Annotated in this window: 18 protein-coding genes; 6 read left to right on the top strand and 12 right to left on the bottom strand. The window is 40.0% G+C overall.

All coding sequences use genetic code 11. The features are described 5' to 3' along the window. Nucleotides 1-16: 16 nt before the first annotated feature. The 7 genes from GJ691_RS06545 to GJ691_RS06515 form a co-directional block, all read right to left on the bottom strand. Nucleotides 17-379: a response regulator transcription factor gene (locus GJ691_RS06545; RefSeq protein ID WP_154365035.1), complete on the bottom strand. Its 363-nt coding sequence runs from the start codon at nt 377-379 to the stop codon at nt 17-19. A 19-nt stretch (nt 380-398) separates the two neighbouring features. Then, nucleotides 399-3089 (bottom strand): sensor histidine kinase, encoded by a 2691-nt coding sequence (locus tag GJ691_RS06540; RefSeq protein WP_154365033.1) that lies wholly within the window; start codon nt 3087-3089, stop codon nt 399-401. Next, the gene (locus GJ691_RS06535; protein ID WP_154365031.1) at nt 3082-3276 is read right to left on the bottom strand and encodes a hypothetical protein; all 195 of its coding nucleotides are present in this window, start codon (nt 3274-3276) and stop codon (nt 3082-3084) included. Before GJ691_RS06535 ends, GJ691_RS06540 begins: the two co-directional genes overlap by 8 nt. Nucleotides 3277-3360: 84 nt before the next feature. Beyond that, on the bottom strand, nt 3361-5136 hold the full coding sequence (locus GJ691_RS06530; RefSeq protein ID WP_154365028.1) for a sodium:solute symporter family protein: 1776 nt from the start codon (nt 5134-5136) through the stop codon (nt 3361-3363). 29 nt (nt 5137-5165) lie between these two features. Then, nucleotides 5166-5426, bottom strand: coding sequence for a DUF4212 domain-containing protein (locus GJ691_RS06525; protein ID WP_154365026.1), 261 nt, complete (start codon nt 5424-5426; stop codon nt 5166-5168). A 13-nt stretch (nt 5427-5439) separates the two neighbouring features. After that, nucleotides 5440-6660, bottom strand: a complete 1221-nt coding sequence (locus tag GJ691_RS06520) for a hypothetical protein (protein WP_154365024.1) — start codon at nt 6658-6660, stop codon at nt 5440-5442. A 108-nt stretch (nt 6661-6768) separates the two neighbouring features. Next, nucleotides 6769-7188, bottom strand: coding sequence for a transposase-like zinc-binding domain-containing protein (locus tag GJ691_RS06515; protein WP_154365022.1), 420 nt, complete (start codon nt 7186-7188; stop codon nt 6769-6771). Nucleotides 7189-7383: 195 nt separating this feature from the next. On the opposite strand from GJ691_RS06515, the gene GJ691_RS06510 reads away from it, so the two are divergent. Beyond that, nucleotides 7384-9294 carry a DUF294 nucleotidyltransferase-like domain-containing protein gene (locus tag GJ691_RS06510; RefSeq protein ID WP_179955047.1) on the top strand — a complete coding sequence of 637 codons (1911 nt, stop codon included), beginning with the start codon at nt 7384-7386 and terminating at the stop codon, nt 9292-9294. After that, nucleotides 9295-9963: a 3'-5' exonuclease gene (locus GJ691_RS06505; protein WP_154365020.1), complete on the top strand. Its 669-nt coding sequence runs from the start codon at nt 9295-9297 to the stop codon at nt 9961-9963. A 10-nt stretch (nt 9964-9973) separates the two neighbouring features. Here GJ691_RS06505 and GJ691_RS06500 read toward each other — a convergent pair whose 3' ends face one another. After that, a complete protein-coding gene (locus GJ691_RS06500; protein ID WP_154365018.1) occupies nt 9974-11050 on the bottom strand; it encodes an anhydro-N-acetylmuramic acid kinase in 1077 nt (358 codons plus the stop codon). 347 nt (nt 11051-11397) lie between these two features. On the opposite strand from GJ691_RS06500, the gene GJ691_RS06495 reads away from it, so the two are divergent. After that, nucleotides 11398-12909: a Gfo/Idh/MocA family protein gene (locus tag GJ691_RS06495; protein WP_154365016.1), complete on the top strand. Its 1512-nt coding sequence runs from the start codon at nt 11398-11400 to the stop codon at nt 12907-12909. Between the two features lie 89 nt (nt 12910-12998). Next, complete coding sequence (locus tag GJ691_RS06490) at nt 12999-13805, top strand: 3-keto-disaccharide hydrolase (RefSeq protein ID WP_154365014.1); 807 nt, start codon at nt 12999-13001, stop codon at nt 13803-13805. A 91-nt stretch (nt 13806-13896) separates the two neighbouring features. Here the strand turns inward: GJ691_RS06490 and GJ691_RS06485 are convergent, their stop codons facing one another. The 4 genes from GJ691_RS06485 to nagB all read right to left on the bottom strand — a co-directional run bounded on the left by GJ691_RS06485 (nt 13897) and on the right by nagB (nt 20270). Then, entirely contained in the window at nt 13897-15492 is a 1596-nt protein-coding gene (locus GJ691_RS06485; protein WP_154365012.1) for a glycoside hydrolase family 3 protein, read from the bottom strand. Then, a complete protein-coding gene (locus tag GJ691_RS06480) occupies nt 15485-16759 on the bottom strand; it encodes an MFS transporter (protein WP_154365010.1) in 1275 nt (424 codons plus the stop codon). Before GJ691_RS06480 ends, GJ691_RS06485 begins: the two co-directional genes overlap by 8 nt. Continuing rightward, on the bottom strand, nt 16756-18276 hold the full coding sequence (locus GJ691_RS06475) for a glycoside hydrolase family 10-like protein (RefSeq protein ID WP_154365008.1): 1521 nt from the start codon (nt 18274-18276) through the stop codon (nt 16756-16758). Before GJ691_RS06475 ends, GJ691_RS06480 begins: the two co-directional genes overlap by 4 nt. 65 nt (nt 18277-18341) lie before the next feature. Continuing rightward, nucleotides 18342-20270, bottom strand: coding sequence for a glucosamine-6-phosphate deaminase (gene nagB, locus GJ691_RS06470; RefSeq protein WP_154365006.1), 1929 nt, complete (start codon nt 20268-20270; stop codon nt 18342-18344). Nucleotides 20271-20454: 184 nt separating this feature from the next. Here nagB and GJ691_RS06465 point away from each other — a divergent pair, with 184 nt between their 5' ends. Both GJ691_RS06465 and murQ read left to right on the top strand, forming a co-directional pair. Then, nucleotides 20455-21204, top strand: coding sequence for a DeoR/GlpR family DNA-binding transcription regulator (locus GJ691_RS06465; RefSeq protein ID WP_154365004.1), 750 nt, complete (start codon nt 20455-20457; stop codon nt 21202-21204). A gap of 5 nt (nt 21205-21209) precedes the next feature. After that, nucleotides 21210-22022, top strand: a complete 813-nt coding sequence (murQ, locus tag GJ691_RS06460) for an N-acetylmuramic acid 6-phosphate etherase (RefSeq protein WP_154365002.1) — start codon at nt 21210-21212, stop codon at nt 22020-22022. Nucleotides 22023-22026: the final 4 nt, after the last annotated feature.

Genomic DNA, 22026 nt, shown 5'->3' with positions numbered 1-22026 from the left:
CACACAAAACCAATTGTTAATTAAGAAGTTCTAGTATTTCTGAAACTATCTTTTTAATTGAAAAAGGCTTGGTCAAATACTTATCCGCCCCAAGTTTCAATCCTTTTTCAATATCTGAAATTTTATTTTTAGCGGTAAGGAACACAACTTTTGTGTTCTTTAAAGCTTCACTTTTTTTAATATGATCCAATGTTTGGTAACCATCTACATTGGGCATCATTATATCTAGTAATACCACATCGGGAATATTGTTTTTAAGTATTTGCATTGCCTCCCCACCGTCTCTTGCGATATAAACCTCAAAATCTTTTTTCTTGAAGGCGTATTCCAAAGTCATCACAATATTCGGCTCGTCATCGACTATCAATATTCTTTTCATTCCCAATAGTGCTTACAATTTAATTAAAAGGTAGCTTAAATCCAAAAGTTGTTCCAACTTTACTTCCTTTTTCTACCCAAATGCGGCCATGGTGTTTTTCAATGATTTGTTTGCTTATGGCCAGCCCCAAACCACTACCTTGGGGTTTAATCGTATTTTGGTTTTTAGATTGATAGAATTTATCGAATATATAGTTTATATCCTCATCGGGTATACCTTTCCCGTTGTCCTTTACAAAAACTTCGATACAATCATTCCCTAATTTATAGTCCAACGTTATTACTCCTTTTTTTGGTTCGCAGAATTTGATTGAATTCGAAAGCAAATTGGTCAGGACCTGCAAAATACGATCCTCATCGTAAGGAAGTTCAAAATGAAAACGGTTTTTGTTTACTATTTCAATTTCCTTTTTCGCTGCGATATGCTGTGTATTACCGATTGCTTTTTTAAGGGTATCCTGAATGTTGCGTTTCTTTAAATTCAATTGTTCCCTGCCCGTGGAGAGTTTTTCAAAATCCAATATATTATTTATTAATCGAGATAAGCGATCGGAGTCATCAACGATATTTTTCAGGAAAGTCTGTCTCATTTCAACCGGCATTTCGTCGTCATCATCCATCAGGAGTTCAGAGGCGGCCCTGATTCCTGTAATTGGCGTTTTCAATTCATGCGCCACCGTATCCAAAAACTCGTCTTTTTGTTTGTCTTTTACAATCAGTTCCTCATTGGCATCCTTGAGTTTTGCGGTCAAAAGAGTTAGCTCTGAAGATTTATCCTGTAAGGCTTTGTTACTGATAATGGTTTCTTTGGATTCTTCCAGGATTTTCAAAACCTCGGGAAGACTTATCTCTTGTTCCTTTACTACCCCTGCAATCAAGATTTTTGCAGATGCCCCACCAATGCTTCCGGTCAATAATTTCTCTGAAAAATTGATCAAACGGGCATCGGCCATTTGTGTATCGCTAGGGATATCATATTTTCTAAAGAAGATCTGTAGGGCACGTTGGGTCCTTGCTTCCCCTAAAAATTTGGTCAATACGTTTTTTATGTCGGCCACATAGGCTTCCCCTTTCCAAACCAAGGCGCTATCCTGAAGCGAGGAATAGTTCTTGCTATCGACGAACATTTCAGCGTAATTACGTTCCCTGTAATGTCCTTTGAAAGCCAATGAAATAATCAGGTAACATAAGATATTGGCCGTTAAACTCCAGAAAAAAGCATGGGCGGGCGGACTCAGGAAATCAATGCCGAATAGGGCATAGGGCTTTAATGCGGAGATTCCGAATAACCCAAATTCCGTAAATTCACTACTACCCGTAAATGCCTCTATCGTAAATGGCAGGATCAACGTATATGCAGAAATTAAAAAGCCTAGGATTATACCCAATATCGAAGCTAAGGAAGAACCGCGGTTCCAATAGAGGCCAATGAAAAAGGAAGGCGCTAATTGGGCTACGATAACGAAAGAAATCAACCCGATGGAATACAAAGAAAGTTCTATGGAAAAGTTATTGTAAAAAAAATAGGCAAGTATGATTACCGTAAAAATAGATATGCGTCTTATGTTTTTGATGTAGATGGCATTTTCTTCCGGTTTTGCCTTGATAAATTTTTCCAAGAAACCATATGGGATAATCAGGTTGTTACTAATCATTTTTGATAAAGCCAAGGTAGATACCACAACCATGGAAATTACTGCCGATAACCCCCCGAGAAATACCAATAAAGCCAAAAAAGTATGATTACTGTTCAATGGGAGTAATAGTGCATAGTATTCCGGATTGGCTGTTTCTTCCAAAGTCAATTTACCGGCCCAAGCAATAAAGATCACGAATACGTTAAAGAGCAATAGATAGAGAGGGAACAACCAAATGGCTTTTTTTAAGTGTTTTTCCCTAGTGTTTTCCAATACGGAAACCTGAAATTGTCTAGGTAATAAAAATATCGCAGTAAAGGATAGCAATATCATAAACCCCCAATCGATACCTCCCTCCAAGCCTGAAAGTTTAACTAAATTGTTGAAATCGGGTGTTATTGAAACCTTGTCGTATATGTCTTGTGTGCCATCGAAAAGATAATAGGTGACGTATGCACCAATAATTAAAAAGAAAGTAAGTTTTAAGAGCGATTCAAAAGCTACTGTAGTTACGATTCCCTTATGTTTTTCTGAAGCATCTGTTGCCTGAGTGCCAAAAAATGTGGCGAAAATCGCCAATATCAAAGCAATGTAAAAGGTAGAGTCGTCAAAAATACTTGCAGTAATGCCATGGGTTTCATTTGTCATTATTGCAAATGATTCTGCTACGGCCTTCAATTGCAATGAAATATATGGAACAGTGGCCGTAATACATAAAACGGTTATTAAAGCTCCCAAAAAGCGATTGTTCGCATATCTAAGGGAAATAAAATCCGCAATGGATGATACTTTATGTTGTTTGGAAATCCGAATGATTTTACGAAGTACGATGATCCATAAAGGTACTGCTATGGCCGGACCCAGATATATCGGTAAAAAGCCTACGCCAGAACTTGCCGCCGTGCCAATACTGCCATAGTACGTCCAGGCGGAGCAATACACTGCAAGGGACAAGGTGTAGATATAAGGGTTGTTGACCCATTTACTTTTAGCGTTTTTTTCAGCAATAAAGGCAATGTAGAAAAGTACTGCCAAGTAACACAAGATGATAATGATCAAGAAATAGTTATTCATAATATCTTTTTAGAACTATATAAGATATGATGATGGAGAGAATCCAGACCGTAAAAACATAAAAATAGAATAAGGGTATGCCAAAAATGGCGCCGTCTAAATTAAAAACCAAGACTATAGGAATGTTCAATACCAATAAAAGGGCTATGGATACAATGACCAATTTCTGTTCGTGGCGTTTTTTCATTTTATGGGGCTGTAATAATAAATATATGAAAAAAGCAGTACTCCAGAATGAAGTACCGCTTTTTATAATAATCAACTAACTATTTTAATGGGAACTTGCATCACCAGCTCCACTAGGTATTCTAATACTTTCAACCATTTCCTGTACATTTTCCGGTGGTGGAGGGGTCATTCTTGAGACCACCACTGAAACGATTACATTGATGATCATGGCAATGGTTCCAAATCCTTCTGGAGAGGTTCCAAACCACCATTCACTTGCGGGTCTTGCATCCATGACACCGATCAATCCCGTTTTGTACCGGATCATATAGAACAGCATTAATGTTATACCAACGATCATACCGGCAATAGCCCCTTTGCTGTTCATCCTTTTATCGAAAATCCCCAAAATAATGGCGGGGAAGAATGAGGCTGCCGCGAGACCAAATGCCAAGGCGACAACCGCTGCGACAAAGCCGGGCGGATAAATACCGAAAAGACCTGCGATAACGATAGCAACCAAAATTGCGATACGGGCCGCCATTAACTCCCCTTTTTCAGAGATGTTCGGGTTAATCTGTTTTTTGATCAAATCATGCGAAATCGATGTTGATATTACAAGAAGTAATCCTGCAGCAGTTGATAAAGCTGCGGCCAAGCCACCTGCGGCCACCAGGGCTATTACCCAGTTTGGTAAATTGGCTATTTCAGGATTGGCCAATACCATGATGTCCCTATCTACATAAAGTTCATTGGAAGAACTGTTGGCATTTGAAATAAGACGTTCGCCATTGGCTCCACGGGCATCTGTGAAGGCAGGTTTTTTACCTTCTAGGGCACTACCGGCAACATATTGTATTTTTCCGTCATTATTCTTATCAGCCCAAGCGATCAGACCTGTATCTTCCCAATTTTTGAACCATTGGGGAATTTCTGAATAAGATTTATTATCTACCGTTTCGATTAAATTTGTTCTGGCAAAAACCGCAATGGCCGGTGCCGTTGTATAAAGTATGGCGATGAATAGTAAAGCCAATCCGGCCGATTTACGTGCATCTTTAACTTTTGGTACGGTAAAGAAACGTACGATAACATGTGGTAATCCTGCGGTACCTGCCATTAGGGCAAGTGTAATGGCAAAAACGTCCCAGGTTGATTTTGTCCCACTGGTGTATTCGTTAAATCCTAATTGGGTATGAAGGGTATCCAACTTATCCAGTAGAAAAGTACCTCCTTCGACCTTGCCACCCATTCCCAGTTGAGGAATTGGGTTACCCGTCATTTGCATAGAGATGAAAAATGCCGGTACCATAAAGGCAAAAATCAGCACGCAGTATTGTGCTACCTGAGTATAGGTAATCCCTTTCATTCCACCTAAGAAAGCAAAAACAAGAACTACGGCCATACCTATGATTACTCCGATATTAATATCGACCTGTAAGAATTGTGAAAATACGATTCCCACACCCCGCATCTGACCGGCAACGTATGTAAACGAAACGATCAATGCACAAATAACAGCTACTGTACGGGCCGTATTGGAATAATATCGATCACCGATAAAATCAGGTACGGTAAATTTTCCGAATTTTCGAAGATAGGGTGCAAGGAGTAGGGCAAGAAGCACGTATCCTCCGGTCCATCCCATTAGGTAAACCGATCCATCATAACCAGCAAAGGAAATGATACCGGCCATAGAGATGAACGATGCGGCACTCATCCAGTCGGCTGCCGTAGCCATACCATTTGCCAATGGGGAAACCCCACCACCGGCCACATAGAATTCTTTAGTAGATCCGGCCCTTGCCCATATGGCAATTCCGAAATACAGGGCGAAGGTAATCCCAACTAAAATCCAAGTCCATAATTGAACACTCATAATTTTTATTTTTTTGGTTAGTGAATGGATTACTCGTCGTAACCGTATTTTTTATCTAGTTTGTTCATCAATCTTACGTAAACGAAAATCAGTATCACGAAGACATAGATAGAACCTTGTTGTGCAAACCAGAATCCCAGTTTGAATCCGCCTAAACGAAACTCATTTAGGGCTTCCCTGAATAGTATTCCTGCGCCGTACGATACCGCGAACCATATAGAAAGCAGTATGATCAGATACTTTAGGTTTTCTTTCCAATAGGCGGTGGCCTTTTTTTGTTTTTCACTCATAGTTGTTGGTTTTTTATAGGTAAATCATTGCTTGAAGGGTAATGGCCCCTGTGTCAGTATCACCAAACTTTTGGTTTTTGTATTCCAGTGTTAATTTGGAGTTATGACCGTTTAAATAGGCGTTTGCCCCAATACCAAAAACATTTCTGTTATCGTCAGTGGCGTCATAGCTGTTAGAAGCAAATGACACATAAGGTTGATATCTGGTTTTTGTTTTATCACCGGCAAAAACGTAGCCTAAGTGCGAGTACAGCATGCTTCCCGTTCCATAAGCGCTAAATAGGTAATCCCTGCCATAGTCGTTGCTCTGGTATGTGGCGTAAGCCGTCAGTGCGCTACCGTCATCCCCTAATGGGGTGTCGTAAAAGGCATCGATTCCGAATATGCTAACATCTTCTTTTTCCAGATTTCCAACGGCATCCGCGATTACCGATCCGCCAGGATGTAGAAAAAATCCGGCTCCAATGTTAAATACCTTTTTGGTACCTAAGTACGAACCTACCTTAAAAGGAAGGAAATTGGATTCTTGGTCCAGGAAATTAAAATCAAAATAACCGGCATATGCTTTACCGGAGTCTTTTGAACCCAGTAATCTTTTGCCAGCGTAAACCGCGGCACCGTTTGCTTCGGGCGTGCGGGTGTCGAGACCGTTGGTAATCGCATCATTTATGGCGACCCTGTATTGTAACTTGCCGAATTTACCTTTGGCGAAAACACCAATATGCCTGGCAAATTGATCGGTAAGGCCTAAGGTTGACCACGACTGGCGATTATTGTCCAGCGTCATAAAGTTCAAGGTACTCTGATTGTTCAACCTTGATATCCCATTGAAATAATGTAAACCACCACCAACAACATGGTCCTCACCAACATTGTATTGTGCCCAAACATCATGGAAGAACAGTTGGGAGCCTTCGCCTTTTCCTGTCGGTGACAAAGTTCCGCTATTTAGGCTGTTAAGCCCGAAATGGGTAAGGATCATGAATTTTTTGTTGATCTGGGCGAACATCAGAACACGGGCCCTTCTGAGGTTGAAACTCGTGCTGCTCGTATTGTCCGGTGCATCGGAGTTGTATGTGCCTTGTACTTGGGCCCATGAAATGACACGAAGGTATTTATTGCCTTCTTCATCTAGTTTCACTTTAAGGCCACCATTATAATCGGGTGACCCTTGTGAATGCATTAACTGAAAGGTACAGAATAGCCCTGCCAGGAGTAAAGCATGTTTCTTCATAAAGTTAGGAGTTAAGTTAGTAACAAATTGGTTTTGTGTGCTTTGCTAAACTCCTCAAAAGAAAGTGTTAAATAAAAAACAATATATATAAATGGTAATTAAGTATAGCTAATTTCTAAATCGCTCCCATTTAATGAGCATGAACTTGTCGCCCAGTTCGGTAACCACGACCCCAGCACCTGAAAGATTGTCGGTATCCTGAAAATAGTGCGAAAGTTCAACTGCATTCAATATTTTATAGGTTGGGTGGTAGTCGGGATTATAGGGTCTTTTGATGTTATATTTCTTAACCCAGTTTAATATACTTACATGTGAAATACCTAAAATACGTTCAATTTCTCGATAGGACAGACCTTCTAGATATAATTGCAATGCCTTGTTTACATAATACTGGTCTATGCTTTTGCCTATTTTGTTGACCGAGAAGAAATAATTACACGCTTTGCATTTGTAGCGTTGCCTATCTTTAATGATTCCACTTTTCACAAACTTCTCGGATCCGCAATTGGGACAGCTGTTTATTTTCATATATATAAAATTAGCATAAATATATTAATTTAGCAAAATATATAAATAATGCCGATATTTTCACTTGATTATTTACCGTATTATTGGATAACTAATAAAGCTTTGTACCTATTAAGGCCATCTCACTATTTCAAATTTTAAATGAAGATGATAATTCTTTGATTGTGAGTGAATTTCATTGATTATCTTTAAGATGTGAAAAATACCATTGCAGAACGTATTTACGATTTTTTAAAGGACTTTCCTCCTTTCAATACCTTGGATAATGCCCAGTTGATGACCATTTGCGAGCAGGTCAAAGTCGGTTATTATGAAGTTGGGGATTATATTTTCAAGGAAAATGAAAGCTTGCATGATGCTTTCTATGTCGTAAAAGATGGTGCTGTGGGTATTTTTCGGGGATTGGATGTTCTTGTTGATGAATGTGATGAAGGGGATATATTCGGATTAAGGGCGCTAATTCGCCAGAGTAATTATAGATTGAGTGCCAAAGCTATTGAAGAGTGTATCGTATATGCCATATCATCGGACTTGTTGGATGAATTCATAACCAGCAATATTGAAGCGAATAAGTTTATCATGGCGAGCTTTGCTTCCAATACCTTGGACCGATATTCGGATAAAGATAGAGCAGGATTATATTCCACCGAAGGTGAGTTTGATAAGGAAACTGGCCACTTGGCTTTTATTCAGAATGTTACCTACAAAAAAACACCAGTGACTTGTCCGCCGAATACCCAGATCGGGAATGCGGCACTGACCATGACCGCAAAAAAAGTGGGTTCCATAATCATTACTAAGGAAAACAGACCCATAGGGATAATCACCGATAAGGATCTACGAACCAAAATAGCTACAGGTAAATTCGCTATCTCAGATATAGTAACTAGTATTATGAGCTACCCGGTTATAACCATAGCAGAAAATGTATCGATAGCTGAGGCCCAAATAACAATGTTGCGTAATAAAATAACGCACCTCTGTATCACAAAAAATGGGACACCTCATTCCGAGTTGGTGGGTGTGCTTTCCGAACATGATATCGTTGTTGCCCAAAGTAATAATCCTTCTTTCTTGATCAAGGAGGTAAAACGAGCCGAAACTGCTGAGAAACTTCGTGATATTCGATTGAAATCCCAAGGATTGATGAAGCGGTACCTAGATCAGCATATCCCAATAGGCTTCGTTTCAAAAATTGTATCCGCGATTAATGAGGCCATTACCCAAAAAGCGATTTCATTAAGTATAGATGAAATGCAAGGTCAACCTCCTGTAGCTTTTTCTTGGCTTTCACTGGGTAGTCAGGGTAGGGCCGAGCAATTGTTGTTGACCGATCAGGACAATGCACTAGTATATGCAGATGTAGCTTTGGAAGATGAGGCGAAAACCAAGGCCTATTTTCTAAAATTGGCCCAACTGGTTACTGTAAAATTGAATATCGTAGGATTCGAGTTTTGTCCTGCGCAGATGATGGCGAGTAATCCGAAATGGTGTTTGTCGCTCTCCGAATGGAATAATCAATTCAATGATTGGGTTACCAAACCTGATGAAGACAAGATAATGCTCTGCACCATTTTCTTTGATTATGAAAAGGCTTATGGGGATTCGGCTTTAGTTGAGCAGATGTCGGAAAGCATTTTTAATTCAATAGATAGTTATACCATATTTTTAAATTTCCTAGCTCTGAATGCCATAAAGAATCCGCCACCATTAAGTTTTTTCAGACAGTTCTTGGTAGAGTCCAGCGGAGAGCATAAGGATCTTTTCGATATTAAGGCTAGGGCTATGATGCCTTTGGTAGATTCGGCTAGGCTCCTGGTTCTTTCAAAAAACATCAAGGATCATAACAATACGATTGAAAGGTTTAAAAAACTTGCCGAATTAGAACCACAGAATGGGGATGTCTACAACGCTTGTATAGACGCTTTCAAGATCCTATTACGTTTTAGGACGGTTGAGGGACTTAAGAAGGGTGATTCAGGAAGGTTTATAGATTTAAAGTCGCTCAGTAAGGCCAATCGCCTAAAATTGAAAGGATGTTTTGGTTCTATAAAAGATATTCAGGAATTGATAAAAGTACGTTTTAACCTTGCTCAAATGATGTAAATGTTCAGTGATATTTTTAATAGGGATAAACCGGTTTTTTGGAAGGATTATGCACGTCATTTCAAAGATAAAACGTCAGCGGATTTGGATAAGGTTCGTTTTGTGGTCTTCGATACGGAGACTACAGGCCTCGATATTGGAAGAGATCGTATTTTGTCTATTGGGGCCGTTGCTATCAATAACTTAAAGATAGATGTTGGGGATTCTTTGGAAGTGTATGTGAAGCAGGAGATTTTCAATCCCGAGACCGTGGGTATTCATGGGATCTTAAAAGAGGGAAATGTTCCTAAATTAAACGAAGAAGAGGCGATAAAAATCTTTTTGGGTTATATTGAAAATGCTGTTTTGGTGGCTCATCATGCAGCTTTTGATATTGCGATGATCAATATAGCATTAGATAGAATGGGGCTTCCAAAGCTCAAGAATAAAGTGCTCGACACTGGAATCGTCTTTAAGAAAACAGATTTTTGCAAAGACAGGGAAGAATACTTTTCCTTAGATCGTTTATGTTCACTCTTCAATTTGAAAAAACATGATAGGCATACGGCGGCCGGTGATGCTTTCTTGACGGCAATGGTATTCTTGAAGATAGTGGCGAATCTATCTAAGAATAGAATCCTGGTTTTAGGTGATCTTTTTTTTAATTGGGATCGCAGGGGGTTGTTGTAATGGGCGTAGTTTAATTTGGCCAATATAGGACACCACAGGAAGAGTCCCTTTTGGCCCCAGTGACCGAACAGAGTACATTTATTTCACGTTCCATGCGTAATACACCCATTAATGCGAACACTAAGGCTTCCTTATTCTCTATTAATTCCTTCGAAGGTACCACAACGTTGACCTGTTCACCTAATTTTGACTTTAACGTTGACACAAGAAAGTCGTTTAAAGCGCCACCACCAGTAACCAATAAGCTGGCTGGTGATGTACTCTTAACCGCTAGGACCTGTATGGCAATCTGTTCGCATAGGTGATGAACTGAGGTGTGCAAAAGATTTTCGATACTATCCTTAGTGGCTTCGACAATGGGGACTACTTCTTCTGTAAACCATTCATATCCTGTGGATTTGGGGTATGGTAATCGGTAATATTCCAGGTTGTTCAATGCCTCAAGCATTTGATCGTTGAGTTTTCCACTTTTCGCTAAAGCCCCTCCTTTATCATAATTCAAATCTATTTTTTGTGTTATATGGTTTAGAATCATATTGGCCAAACCAATATCATATGCAATGCGTCCGCCGTCTTTTTCAAAAGAGATATTACTGATACCACCAAGGTTCAAACAGAAATCATACGCACCGAACAATAATCGATCACCTATGGGCACAAGAGGGGCTCCCTGACCTCCCAATGCAACATCGTTGGTTCTAAAGTCACATACTACTTTGTGGCGACAAGTATTGGCAAGATGCTGGCCAGACCCTATTTGATAGGTGAGTCCGTTCATTGGTTGATGATGTGTCGTATGCCCATGGCTCGCTATGAAATCTACCTGCAGGTCATTTTCTAGAATGAAAGTATTTACTTCTTTACCAAGCCATTCACCATAGGTATTGTTTAAGATCAAGAGGGAATCGGCAGAAAGGTGGATCGAATCTTTTAAGTTATCCTTCATTTCAGGAGAATAAGAAACACTCTTGCTATTCATTATTTTATACTCCCAACGATCCAAAGTCCTTGTGAAATGGCAATAAGTGAGGTCAAGTCCGTCCAAAGAAGTGCCCGACATAAGTCCTATGACCTTGTATGTTTTCATAATGAAGATGCTTTTGTAGTTTATTAAGTATCAAAAATACCGAAAGGTAATGTGTTTCACTCTTAAATATTAAAACCAAATGATACATTTTTTGCATTTGTTTACATGAAATTTGCAAAAATCTATTTTTAGTTCAATTTAAATTATTATTCTGCTGTTTTTACCTATTCATTTTTATCAAAAATGTTTAATTTTAGGATTATGAATTTTTAAAGCCATTTGTTTTTAAAGTAGAAATCTGAAATACCAAGATAGTAGTTTGGCAATTTTCATTTGCTACTTTAATTAGATGGTTCCTAGCATAAATTGATTCACTGTTTAATTAACCAATTATAAAGTATTACAATATGAGTAAGACGAAGAAAGAGAACACTTTATCACGCCGAGACTTTGTCGGCAAAACCTTGGCTGCCTCAGCTGCGTTTACGATTGTACCGTCGTATGCTGTTAGTGGACTTGGCCATGTAGCACCGAGTGATAAATTGAATATTGCAGGTATTGGTGTAGGAGGTATGGGTCTAGCCAATTTAAAGAATTTGGAAAGCCAAAATATTGTAGGACTTTGTGATGTTGATTGGAAATATGCCAAAGGCGCTTTTGATAGATATCCAAACGCCAAAAAATATTGGGATTGGCGTAAGATGTTCGATGAAATGGCGGATCAGATAGACGGGGTCGTAATTGCCACTGCGGATCATACGCATGCCGTTATAGCCGCTAATGCAATGACAATGGGTAAACATGTTTATTTGCAGAAACCATTGACCCATTCCGTTTATGAGTCCAGATTATTGACAAAATTGGCCGATAAGCATAAAGTAGCTACCCAAATGGGTAACCAAGGTGCCTCAGGTGCCGGTGTTGCCGAAACATGTGAGATTTTATGGAGTGGTGCCATAGGGGATGTAACCAAAGTTGAATCATTTACTGATAGGCCTATTTGGCCACAAGGACTGAATACTCCTGAAAAAGGGGATTGGGTACCTGATACATTAAATTGGGACTTGTTTACGGGTCCTGCAAAAATGCGTCCCTTTAATGAAGTATACCATCCATGGAACTGGAGAGGATGGTGGGATTACGGTACAGGTGCGCTAGGAGATATGGCATGCCATATCTTACATCCTGTATTTGAAGGATTGAAATTAGGGTACCCGACCAAGGTGCAAGCGAGTTCCTCATTGTTATTGAACGATTCGGCTCCCGTGTCACAAGCTGTAAAACTTACTTTCCCATCAAGGGGCAGACAAGGTAAGATGAAGTTGGGAGAAGTAGATGTAAGCTGGTACGATGGTGGTATTAAACCTATGTTGCCCGATAATTGGCCATCAGGTAAAAACCCGAATAAAAGTGGTGGTGGAACCTTCTTCTATGGAACCAAGGATATTCTTCACGTAGGTTGCTATGGTGTTGAGCCAGAATTGTTGTCAGGCAGGAAAATATCAGCTCCTAAAACCGAACGTAGGGTAGAGGATGAATTAGGTTTAAGCTGGAATTCCGGAGCCCATGAAATGGATTGGGTACGTGCTTGTAAAGAAAGTGCCGAAAACAGAAAACCATGTACATCCGACTTTGCTGAGGCAGGTCCTTTTAATGAGATGGTAGTAATGGGAGTATTGGCCGTGCGTTTACAGGCATTGAACAAAACACTTGAATGGGATGGTGAAAACATGAAATTTACCAATATCGGTTCAAATGAGGAAATCAAGACCGTTATCAAAGACGGATTCAAAATTCACGATGGTCACCCAACCTTTAATAAAGATTGGACAGATCCTATGAATGCGAATGCCTACGCCGAGGAATTGGTTAAACATACCTATAGGGATGGTTGGTCATTGCCAGATATGCCAAAATAGAATTGTAAAAAGCGATATATCAAAGTTTAAAAATACAGAACCAGCCTTTATTGGCCGGTTCTGTTCTTAAAATCAATAAATAGTTACCAATGAGAAAAATAAGTTTAGTTTTTATTTTCGGATTGATTATGCTCCCAATGCTCAATAGTTGCAAGGAGAAAAAAGCAGAACAAAAAGAAGAAGCGGCAACCGAAGCTGAAATGGTTAAGGAAACCGTTGAAGAAGCCCCTATGAATGGACTCACCGAAGCACAAAAAGCCGAAGGATGGGTTATGCTTTTCGATGGCAAGACCTCCGAAGGATGGCGCGGTTATAAAAAAGACCACTTTCCAGAAGGATGGGAAATCGTTGATGGCACGTTGCATATGATCGGCTCTGGACGGGGCGAGGCAGGTTCTAAAGATGGAGGTGATATTATTTTCGATAAGAAGTTCCAAAACTTTACACTTAGTTTGGAATGGAAAATTTCTGAAGGAGGAAATTCAGGTATCTTCTACCTAGGGGAAGAAGAGTTGGATTATATTTGGAAAACAGCTCCTGAAATGCAGGTTTTGGATAATGAGCGGCACCCAGATGCTAAATTAGGCAAAGATGGTAATCGCATGGCGGGCTCGTTATATGATTTGATTCCTGCAAAACCACAGAACGCAAAACCAGCTGGTGAATGGAATACCGTGGAACTTACCGTGTTTAAAGGTACCGTTATCCATAATCAGAATGGTGAGAACGTAGTTGAGTATCATTTATGGACTCCAGAATGGAAGGAGCTGGTTGCAGGTAGTAAATTCCCTGCCTTGAATCCTGATTGGGCCGAAGTTCCTTCAAAAGGATATATTGGTCTTCAAGATCATGGCGATGATGTATGGTTCCGTAATATAAAGATCAAGGAATTGTAATAAAGTAATAATTATAATCGAAGTCCCATACTATCATTTTAGGATTTTATGGGGCTTTTTGTTGTTATAGGTTCGCCAATCGGCATGACTTTTATTTTAGATGAACGGGAAGTTCGCCCTTGGCAGCTAGTTTGCCCAAAAAATGGGTGGCAGCTACCTTTTGGAAGGTATTGAAGTTTTGGTAGGCCATAATCACCACATTGGCATTTTTGTAATCAAAAAGTTCCAGAGCATAAGGGTTGCCAAAAAAATAAAGAACAACATTTTTTGTATGGATCATTTTGTTGAACAAGTCTATTTCAGTTTTTGAAAAACCAAAATCATGGGTTGGTTTAGCTTGTGGAGGTACAATGGCCATAAGAAGGTTTTCTTCTTTTTTGGTCAATTCCCCAATTTTTTCAAGGGAAGTGTCTAAGAAAGAATGCATATGAAAACTATTCTCCTTGGTAATCATTTGGAAAAACGGGTTTTCACTTATCATGGTATTTGTAAAACCAATGAAGCCCTTTTCCCGAAAAGAGGTTATGTCATTTTCAGTGCCACGTACAATTGTAATGCTCGCTTTTGCGATTTCTTTATTTAGTGAGTCAGGCATGCTTAGAGCGGACAATGTTTCGGGTTCATTTGGGATAGCTTTTTCTTTCAAGGCCCAAACTCGAGCAAACGATTCTTCTATTTGCCGATTGGTGGCTTTTTTCAAAATCATTTCCATTCCGGCTTCAACCTCTTCAGCAAAACAAAGAATATCATTTCCGGCATCAAAGGCCAACCACTCCAATTCACCTTTTACAGGGTAGTTTTTAGAAACGGCATGCATGTTCAGGGCGTCGGATATCACAACGCCTTCAAAACCAAGTTCATCCCGTAAAATACCTTTGATCAAGTCCTTTGAAATGCTCGATGGTATTTCTTTTCCATTGGAAAGGGCTGGTACACAAAGATGCCCGACCATCAAGGAATCAATCCCTTCCTTTATCAGTTTCTTAAACGGAAATAATTCATTGTCGAGTAACTCTTCCTTCGTTTTTTTTATGATGGGAAGTCCTAAATGGGAATCTGTGGCAGTGTCTCCATGGCCAGGAAAATGTTTTATACTGGCGAGAACACCTTCACTTTGCATACCACTTATATACGCCGATGCTTTCTGGGCTACATTAATTTTATCCTCGCCAAATGACCGATAACCGATAACCGGATTTTTCGGATTGTTGTTAATGTCCAAAACAGGGGCTAAATTATAATGAATACCTGCTTGTTTGCAATCATTGGCAATGTTCTTTCCCACTTGATATACAAGTTCATTATTGTCCTTGATTGCTCCCAGAGTTAGCGCATATGGGTACTGAGGGGTGTTTTCAATCCGCATGGCCAAGCCCCATTCGGCATCAATGGCAATAAGTAACCTATGCTTGGATTTGTTTTGGTAACGTTGTATAAGTTTTTGTAGTGTTTCAAAACTATGCTCATTGTAAACAATCTTTTTTTTACCTTCAAAATTGGTGGCCGCACTTGCCCTACTATGGAAAAAACAAAGCCCTCCGATATGATTTTCGCTTATGAGTCGTTCCAAGATTTTTATTTCTTCTTCTGAATCATTAATGAACGCAGCGGGCATGAACAGTTGCCCAATTTTCTCAATAGGGGTCAATTCTTGGGCTGCTAATTCGTATGGAAGCAATTTATGCATCGGTGTTTTTTGTTTTTTTGCCGAAATCGGCAGGGTAGGTAATGAATTTCAATAAGAATAAAGCAGGTAAAGAGGCTATGACGACCCAGATAAAAAAGCCCCCGTAACCCAGCCATTGTTGAATATAGCCACTGATCATTCCGGGTAACATCATTCCAAGGGCCATGAACCCTGTAGCTATGGCATAATGTGATGTTTTGGATTTGCCCTCGGCAATGTATATCAGATACATTAAAAACGCGGCAAAGCCAAAGCCATAACCGAACTTCTCAAAGATTACCGTGGTCGTAACGGCAACAATACTAGTGGTTTTTGTAAAGGCGAGTATTGCATAAAGTATATTGGGTATGTTAAGTGATAGGACCATGGGCAGCATCCATTTTTTCAGTCCGTCCCTTGATATTAAGATTCCACCTAATATTCCACCTAACGATAAAAATATGACTCCAACCGTTCCGAAAATAGTTCCCAATTGCTCGGTTGAATAGCCAAGACCTCCTTTTTCCAAAGGATCCAATAAAAATGGTGAGACCATCTTTACAAGTTGTGACTCACCCAACCTATAGGTTAAGATAAAGGTCAATGCGATGCCAATATTTGGTTTGTTGAAGAAAGATGTGAAGACTTCCCAAAAGCCTTTCGGTTTCTGTGTGGCAATGGCCTCTGAGGATTCGTATTTGGGTGTAACGAAAAAGTTGGATACGGTCAATGCCAACATCAGAAAGGCAGTTGCTGTCATGGTAATGCTCCAAGCTTTGGTGTTGTCCCCGTATTTCTGTTCTAAAAATCCGGCTAAAATGACAATTAGTCCCTCACCGGTAACCATTGCCAAACGATAGAATGTACTTCTGATACCGACAAAAAAGGATTGTTTTTTTTCCGTAAGACCTAACATGTAATATCCGTCTGATGCAATATCATTGGTCGCGGAAGCAAAAGCTGCCATCCAAAAGCACGCTAAGGTGGTCATAAAGAACATTTGGGTCGGTAAGCTTAAACCTACTCCCAATAGGGCAATCGAAATAAGAAGTTGCATGGCCAAAAACCAATTCCGCTTCGTGCTTTTTAAGTCTATAAAAGGACTCCAAAGTGGTTTTAGGACCCATGGGAGGTACAATAAACTGGTGTACAGTCCTATATCTTCATTGCTTACCCCTAGTTTTTTGTACATGATTACAGATACGGTCACCACCAATACATAAGGTAGTCCTTGGGTAAAATAGAGCAGGGGGATCCAAGCCCAGGCCCGTTTGTCTTTTTGTATCATTTAGTTGGTTTCTGTTGGTTTAAAGGTAAGTTGATAGGGGTACTTTCATGACCGAATTTATCTATGAACGTAATTGCGATTCTTTTTTGGTCGTTTAGTATTGTGAATGGGATTGATATACTTTTGCCGTTATCGATGCTTGTTTTGAAAAGTAATTTTTTCATGGGATATGGATCTTTCGTCTTTTTTCCTGTTCGGTAGATCATTGCATAACGATATGGCCCGGTGTTTTTAAATTGGAGTACGTGGTTTTCATTTTTAGTCTCCCAAGATTCCAGTTGCACTCTTTGTCTACGTAATTCGGGTTCCAAAGGAGAGGTTGGCGGTAGGGATGGGGAGTGGTAAATTTTCTTTTTTAGGGTTTCTACAACATCAGGATTGTTTTCCATAAGGCTTTTGGCACTAAAGAATACGTTGCCCTCAACTGCTGGGGTCTTTCTGGCCAGTTTTAATTGGTTGGGAAGTTCATTTTTATTGTCCCAAGCTTTGTCACTATTGTTTCGGACTTTATAGGCTCCATTTCCGATATATAGATTGGTGTTGGAACTGTTTTCTGCCCACCAGTCCACAATTTTGGAATGGGACGCTACAGGAAGATCCATACTCCAATATACTTGGGGAACAATATAATCTATCCATCCATTTTCCATCCAAGTAAGAGGGTCTGCGTAAAGGTCCTCGTAAGTCGTTTGTCCTGCTTGGGTATCGGAGCCCCTTGGATCAGTGCTTTGGTTTTTCCATACTCCGAATGGACTAATACCGAATTGTACCCAGGGTTTGTCCTGTTTTATGGTCTTGTGCATATTCATGACTAAGGAGTCGATGTTGCTACGTCTCCAATCATCCAATGTTTGGTTCGGCAGGGCATTTGAAATATAGGAAGTTGAATCTTTGAATATTTCATCTTTGATTTTATACGGATAAAAATAATCATCGAAATGAACGGCGTCAATGTCATAATTGGTGACCAGTTCGTTCATTATGGAGACCATTCTTTTTCGAACTTCAGGAAGGCCTGGGTCATAGTAATATTTTTTACCGTATTTGATCATCCATTCCGGGTGAAGGTTAAAATCATGGGTAGGACTAAGAATATCGGTTTTTAGGTCAAAAGTGGCCCTATACGGATTTAGCCATGCGTGAAACTCCATTCCCCTGTTGTGAGATTCCTTGATCATCCAATCCAGGTAATCAAAATCGTTTTTTGGGGCTACCCCTTCCTTTGCGGTCAAAAACCTGGACCAGGGAGCATAATTTGATTCATAAAAAGCATCTCCGGCCGTTCGTACTTGAACGATTATGGCATTGAAATTAAGGTCTTGGTAAAATTGGAGGATGTTTAAGAAATCTTTTTTATGTTTTTCTATGGAATCTGAACCGCTCTTTGGCCAATCGATATTGACTACTGTCGCTACCCAAACGCCCCTGAATTCTGTCCTCGGTTGGGGAGAAGGTTTAAAAACAGAGCAAGAAGCAAAAAAAAGGATGCTTAGTAATAAACTGGATTTTTTGATCATTGTAATTGTAAAGAAGGCCTATTTTAAACTAAAAATAGGCCTTTAAAATGTATTAAGAGGTGTAATTAATCTAATTTATAACGCACGAATGCTTCCATGGCCGCATAATCTGCCAAGCCTAATGCTTTGTATTTGGCAGCGGTGTTTCGGTTGCGTTCCTCGGCGCGCATCCAAAACTCCCTTGAATCATCCCCTTGGAACATTGCTCCGTCTTTTTGTGATTGATGGCAGAAAATCGCATATCGTTTTTTCAAAACCTGATCCGGACTCATCGGTACGGCCATTTCTATTTCGTTGATATCCCATTCGTGCCATGCTCCCCTATATAGCCATAACCAACAGTCTTTCATGAATGGTTCGGGTTTAAGGCGTTTTAGGGTTTCGAAAAGCGCGTCCAAACAAACCTTATGGGTGCCATGTGGATCGGCTAAATCGCCAGCTGCATAAATCTGATGTGGTTTTATATCATTTATAAGGTCTGCCATGATATCGATATCGGCATTTGAAAGGTTGTTTTTCTTAATTGTACCAGTTTCGTAAAAGGGTAAGTTCAAGAAGTGTACATGGGAATCTTCCAATCCTAAGTAACGGGTTGCTGCGTAGGATTCCGCTCTACGTATAGCGCCTTTCAATGACCTCACCTCCGCGACATCAAAACTGTTCTCGTCCTTGTTCAATAGAGTGTCTATTATACTTTGGGATTCGGTCGAAGGGGTTATGGTATTCGATATTTCGGCAAATTTCAATGCTTCCGTGTCAGAAACGGCTATATTGCCCGATGTTTGGTAGGCCACGTGTACATCGTGCCCCTGTTCGATCAAACGGTCAAATGTGCCTCCCATTGATATAACATCATCATCTGGATGAGGGCTGAATATGATGATACGTTTTTTGGCAGGTTCCGCGCGTTCCGGCCTGCTGGTGTCATCGGCATTGGGTTTGCCACCTGGCCACCCCGTAATGGTATGTTGAAGCTTATTGAACATTTTAATATTCAAGTCGTAGGAGTCTTCCAAGGATAAAAGGTCGGACATACCGTTGTCATTATAATCCTTATCGGTTAAGCTTAGGATGGATTTTTCAGTTTTACCACATAACCATACGATTGCTTTAGCGGTAAGACTATCTGTCCATTCACATGGTCCAACCAACCATGGCGTCTTGTTTCGTGTCAATTCGCCACCTGCACCTTTATCCAATACAAACGTTACATTATCATGTTCTTGAAGATAGGTGGCAGGTACTTGTGAGGAAATCTTGCCTTCAATGGTTTGTTTAATGATTTTCGCTTTATTGTCACCCCAACCAAGTAGAACGATTCTTTTGGCGTTCCGCACTGTTGCGATCCCCATTGTGATTGCTTTTCTGGGAACGTTGTCAATACCTAAAAAGGCTGGTGCGGCATCTACCCTTGTGATGTGGTCAAGGGTTATGACGCGGGTGCCTGAATTGAAATGTGACCCCGGCTCATTAAAACCTATGTGCCCTGTCCTTCCGATACCCAATAGTTGAAAGTCAAGTCCACCGTTATCCTTTATTTTCTTTTCGTAAGCCAGGCAAAAGTCTACCACTTCTTCTTGCGGAAGGCTACCGTCCGGGATATTGATGCTTTCAGCAGGAATGTCTATGTGGTTGAACAAGTGTTCGTGCATAAAGTAATAATAACTTTGCATGTTCGACTTGTCCATGGGCAGGTACTCATCCAGATTAAAGGTAATTACATTGGAAAAACTTAAACCTTCTTCCCGGTGCATTCGCACCAATTCCTCATAAACCTTGATAGGGGATGAGCCTGTAGCAAGACCAAGGACACAGTTTTCTCCTAATGCCTGTTTCTTGCGAATCAGATCTGATATTTCCCTAGCGACCTGAATAGAGCCTTCATTGGAATCTTCGAAAATTACATTATGAATTTTTTCAAAACGTGTTTCCTCAAATTGACCTACGGGTTTGTAGCTGATGTCTTTTGCTGTTTTTTCTAAAAGTGTGCTCATTTGACTGTTCTTGAATATGATTGAGTTACAAATGTAATGTATTTTAAAACAAATTGCTGTTTTTTGCTGTTTTAATTGCAGTAAATTGCATTATAATATAATTTATAGGGGTTTTGTTTAAAAAAAAGGAATAAAACTGCAATTAAATTCTTTTATTATCTTTGAAGGATCAAAATAAACGGTTATGCTTAAGGAAGAGCGACATCAGGCCATATTGTCCCAAGTTGAATTACATAATAGGGTGTTACTTACCGATATTGCCGAGAAATTGGACGTATCAATTGACACGGCACGAAGGGATGTTAAAGAATTGGATCAAGAGAACAAATTGCGAAAAGTACATGGTGGTGCCATATCCCTTGGTTTTACTACCAGTAGTACTAGGAATACCAATATATATGCGTTGCCACAAAAAATAACCATTGCGGAAAAAGCGGCAACTTTGCTGAAAAATGATGCGGTCATATTTATTGATGGTGGTACAACTTGTATGGAGTTCGCAAGGATAATTCCTTTGCATTTAAAATTGACCTGCTTTACCATGAGTTTGCCAGTGGCGATGGAGCTGACCACAAAACCGAAGGTCGATGTTATATTCATTGGGGGTAAAATTTCCAAAGAGTCACAAATTGCCATCGGGGCCAATGCTACCCATGCCCTATCTGAAATAAAAGTGGATTATGGTTTTATAGGTACGGGGTATGTTGATGCCTCGGACGGGTTGACAGATTTTGATTGGGACGTTGTTCAAGTGAAAAAAGCAATTATGAAGGCCTCGAAAAAAACAATACTTTTGTGTATATCAAAAAAATTGAATTCGAGACATCGATATAAAACCTGTGATATGACAGCGGTTGACACCATGATCACGGAGTTATCACCGGATGATGATCAACTTAAACTTTTTCGGAACAACAACGTACACCTGATATAATTTTTATGGACTATAAAAAGATTACTGAAACCCCCTCCAATTACGATCAATTGGAGAATATGGGTACTTCTACTATTTTAGAGAGTATTAACAATGAAGATCAAAAGGTGGCTCTAGCCGTGGCCGAGGTTATTCCGAATATAACAAAATTGGTCGATGCCTTAGCGGAACGTTTTGATAAAGGTGGACGTTTATTCTATATTGGAGCAGGTACTAGTGGACGTCTCGGAATTTTGGATGCTTCTGAAATACCGCCAACTTTCGGAATGCCCCACTCCCGGGTAATTGGATTGATTGCCGGTGGGGATACTGCGATTAGAAAAGCTGTTGAAAATGCGGAAGACGATGTAAACCAGGCTTGGTTGGATCTAAAAGAGTTCAATGTTTGTGAAAATGACGTGATCGTGGGTATTGCAGCATCTGGAACAACCCCTTATGTAATCGGTGGACTTCAGGCGGCTAAAGAGCATGGTTTGTTAACTGGTGGCATTACGAACAATCCTGGTTCCCCTTTAGCTGTGGTATCGGATATCCCTATAGAGGTAAATGTTGGACCTGAATTCGTTACCGGTAGTACGCGAATGAAAAGTGGGACCTCCCAAAAATTGGTACTTAATATGATAACCACTGCCTTGATGATCAAAATCGGCCGTGTTAAGGGAAATAAAATGGTGAATATGCAATTGACCAATACAAAATTGGTCGACCGTGGAACCCGTTACTTGGTCGAAGGTTTAGGTATAGACTATGATGAGGCGGAACAATTGCTTAAAAAACATGGTTCTGTCAAAAAGGCCTTGGATGCGGTAAGACCATAGGGAC

The sequence above is a fragment of the Maribacter luteus genome (assembly GCF_009674825.1).
In the GTDB taxonomy this organism is placed as follows: domain Bacteria; phylum Bacteroidota; class Bacteroidia; order Flavobacteriales; family Flavobacteriaceae; genus Maribacter_A; species Maribacter_A luteus.
Note: the sequence above shows the minus strand (reverse complement) of the source record. Positions and strands in the feature narration are given on the sequence as shown.

What these genes read in the sequence shown, in the direction of transcription:
- GJ691_RS06545 (WP_154365035.1), bottom strand. Translation starts at nt 379, where the DNA reads ATGAAAAGAATATTGATAGTCGATGACGAGCCGAATATTGTGATGACT.
- GJ691_RS06540 (WP_154365033.1), bottom strand. Translation starts at nt 3,089, where the DNA reads ATGAATAACTATTTCTTGATCATTATCATCTTGTGTTACTTGGCAGTA.
- GJ691_RS06535 (WP_154365031.1), bottom strand. Translation starts at nt 3,276, where the DNA reads ATGAAAAAACGCCACGAACAGAAATTGGTCATTGTATCCATAGCCCTT.
- GJ691_RS06530 (WP_154365028.1), bottom strand. Translation starts at nt 5,136, where the DNA reads ATGAGTGTTCAATTATGGACTTGGATTTTAGTTGGGATTACCTTCGCC.
- GJ691_RS06525 (WP_154365026.1), bottom strand. Translation starts at nt 5,426, where the DNA reads ATGAGTGAAAAACAAAAAAAGGCCACCGCCTATTGGAAAGAAAACCTA.
- GJ691_RS06520 (WP_154365024.1), bottom strand. Translation starts at nt 6,660, where the DNA reads ATGAAGAAACATGCTTTACTCCTGGCAGGGCTATTCTGTACCTTTCAG.
- GJ691_RS06515 (WP_154365022.1), bottom strand. Translation starts at nt 7,188, where the DNA reads ATGAAAATAAACAGCTGTCCCAATTGCGGATCCGAGAAGTTTGTGAAA.
- GJ691_RS06505 (WP_154365020.1), top strand. Translation starts at nt 9,295, where the DNA reads ATGTTCAGTGATATTTTTAATAGGGATAAACCGGTTTTTTGGAAGGAT.
- GJ691_RS06500 (WP_154365018.1), bottom strand. Translation starts at nt 11,050, where the DNA reads ATGAAAACATACAAGGTCATAGGACTTATGTCGGGCACTTCTTTGGAC.
- GJ691_RS06495 (WP_154365016.1), top strand. Translation starts at nt 11,398, where the DNA reads ATGAGTAAGACGAAGAAAGAGAACACTTTATCACGCCGAGACTTTGTC.
- GJ691_RS06490 (WP_154365014.1), top strand. Translation starts at nt 12,999, where the DNA reads ATGAGAAAAATAAGTTTAGTTTTTATTTTCGGATTGATTATGCTCCCA.
- GJ691_RS06485 (WP_154365012.1), bottom strand. Translation starts at nt 15,492, where the DNA reads ATGCATAAATTGCTTCCATACGAATTAGCAGCCCAAGAATTGACCCCT.
- GJ691_RS06480 (WP_154365010.1), bottom strand. Translation starts at nt 16,759, where the DNA reads ATGATACAAAAAGACAAACGGGCCTGGGCTTGGATCCCCCTGCTCTAT.
- GJ691_RS06475 (WP_154365008.1), bottom strand. Translation starts at nt 18,276, where the DNA reads ATGATCAAAAAATCCAGTTTATTACTAAGCATCCTTTTTTTTGCTTCT.
- nagB (WP_154365006.1), bottom strand. Translation starts at nt 20,270, where the DNA reads ATGAGCACACTTTTAGAAAAAACAGCAAAAGACATCAGCTACAAACCC.
- GJ691_RS06465 (WP_154365004.1), top strand. Translation starts at nt 20,455, where the DNA reads ATGCTTAAGGAAGAGCGACATCAGGCCATATTGTCCCAAGTTGAATTA.
- murQ (WP_154365002.1), top strand. Translation starts at nt 21,210, where the DNA reads ATGGACTATAAAAAGATTACTGAAACCCCCTCCAATTACGATCAATTG.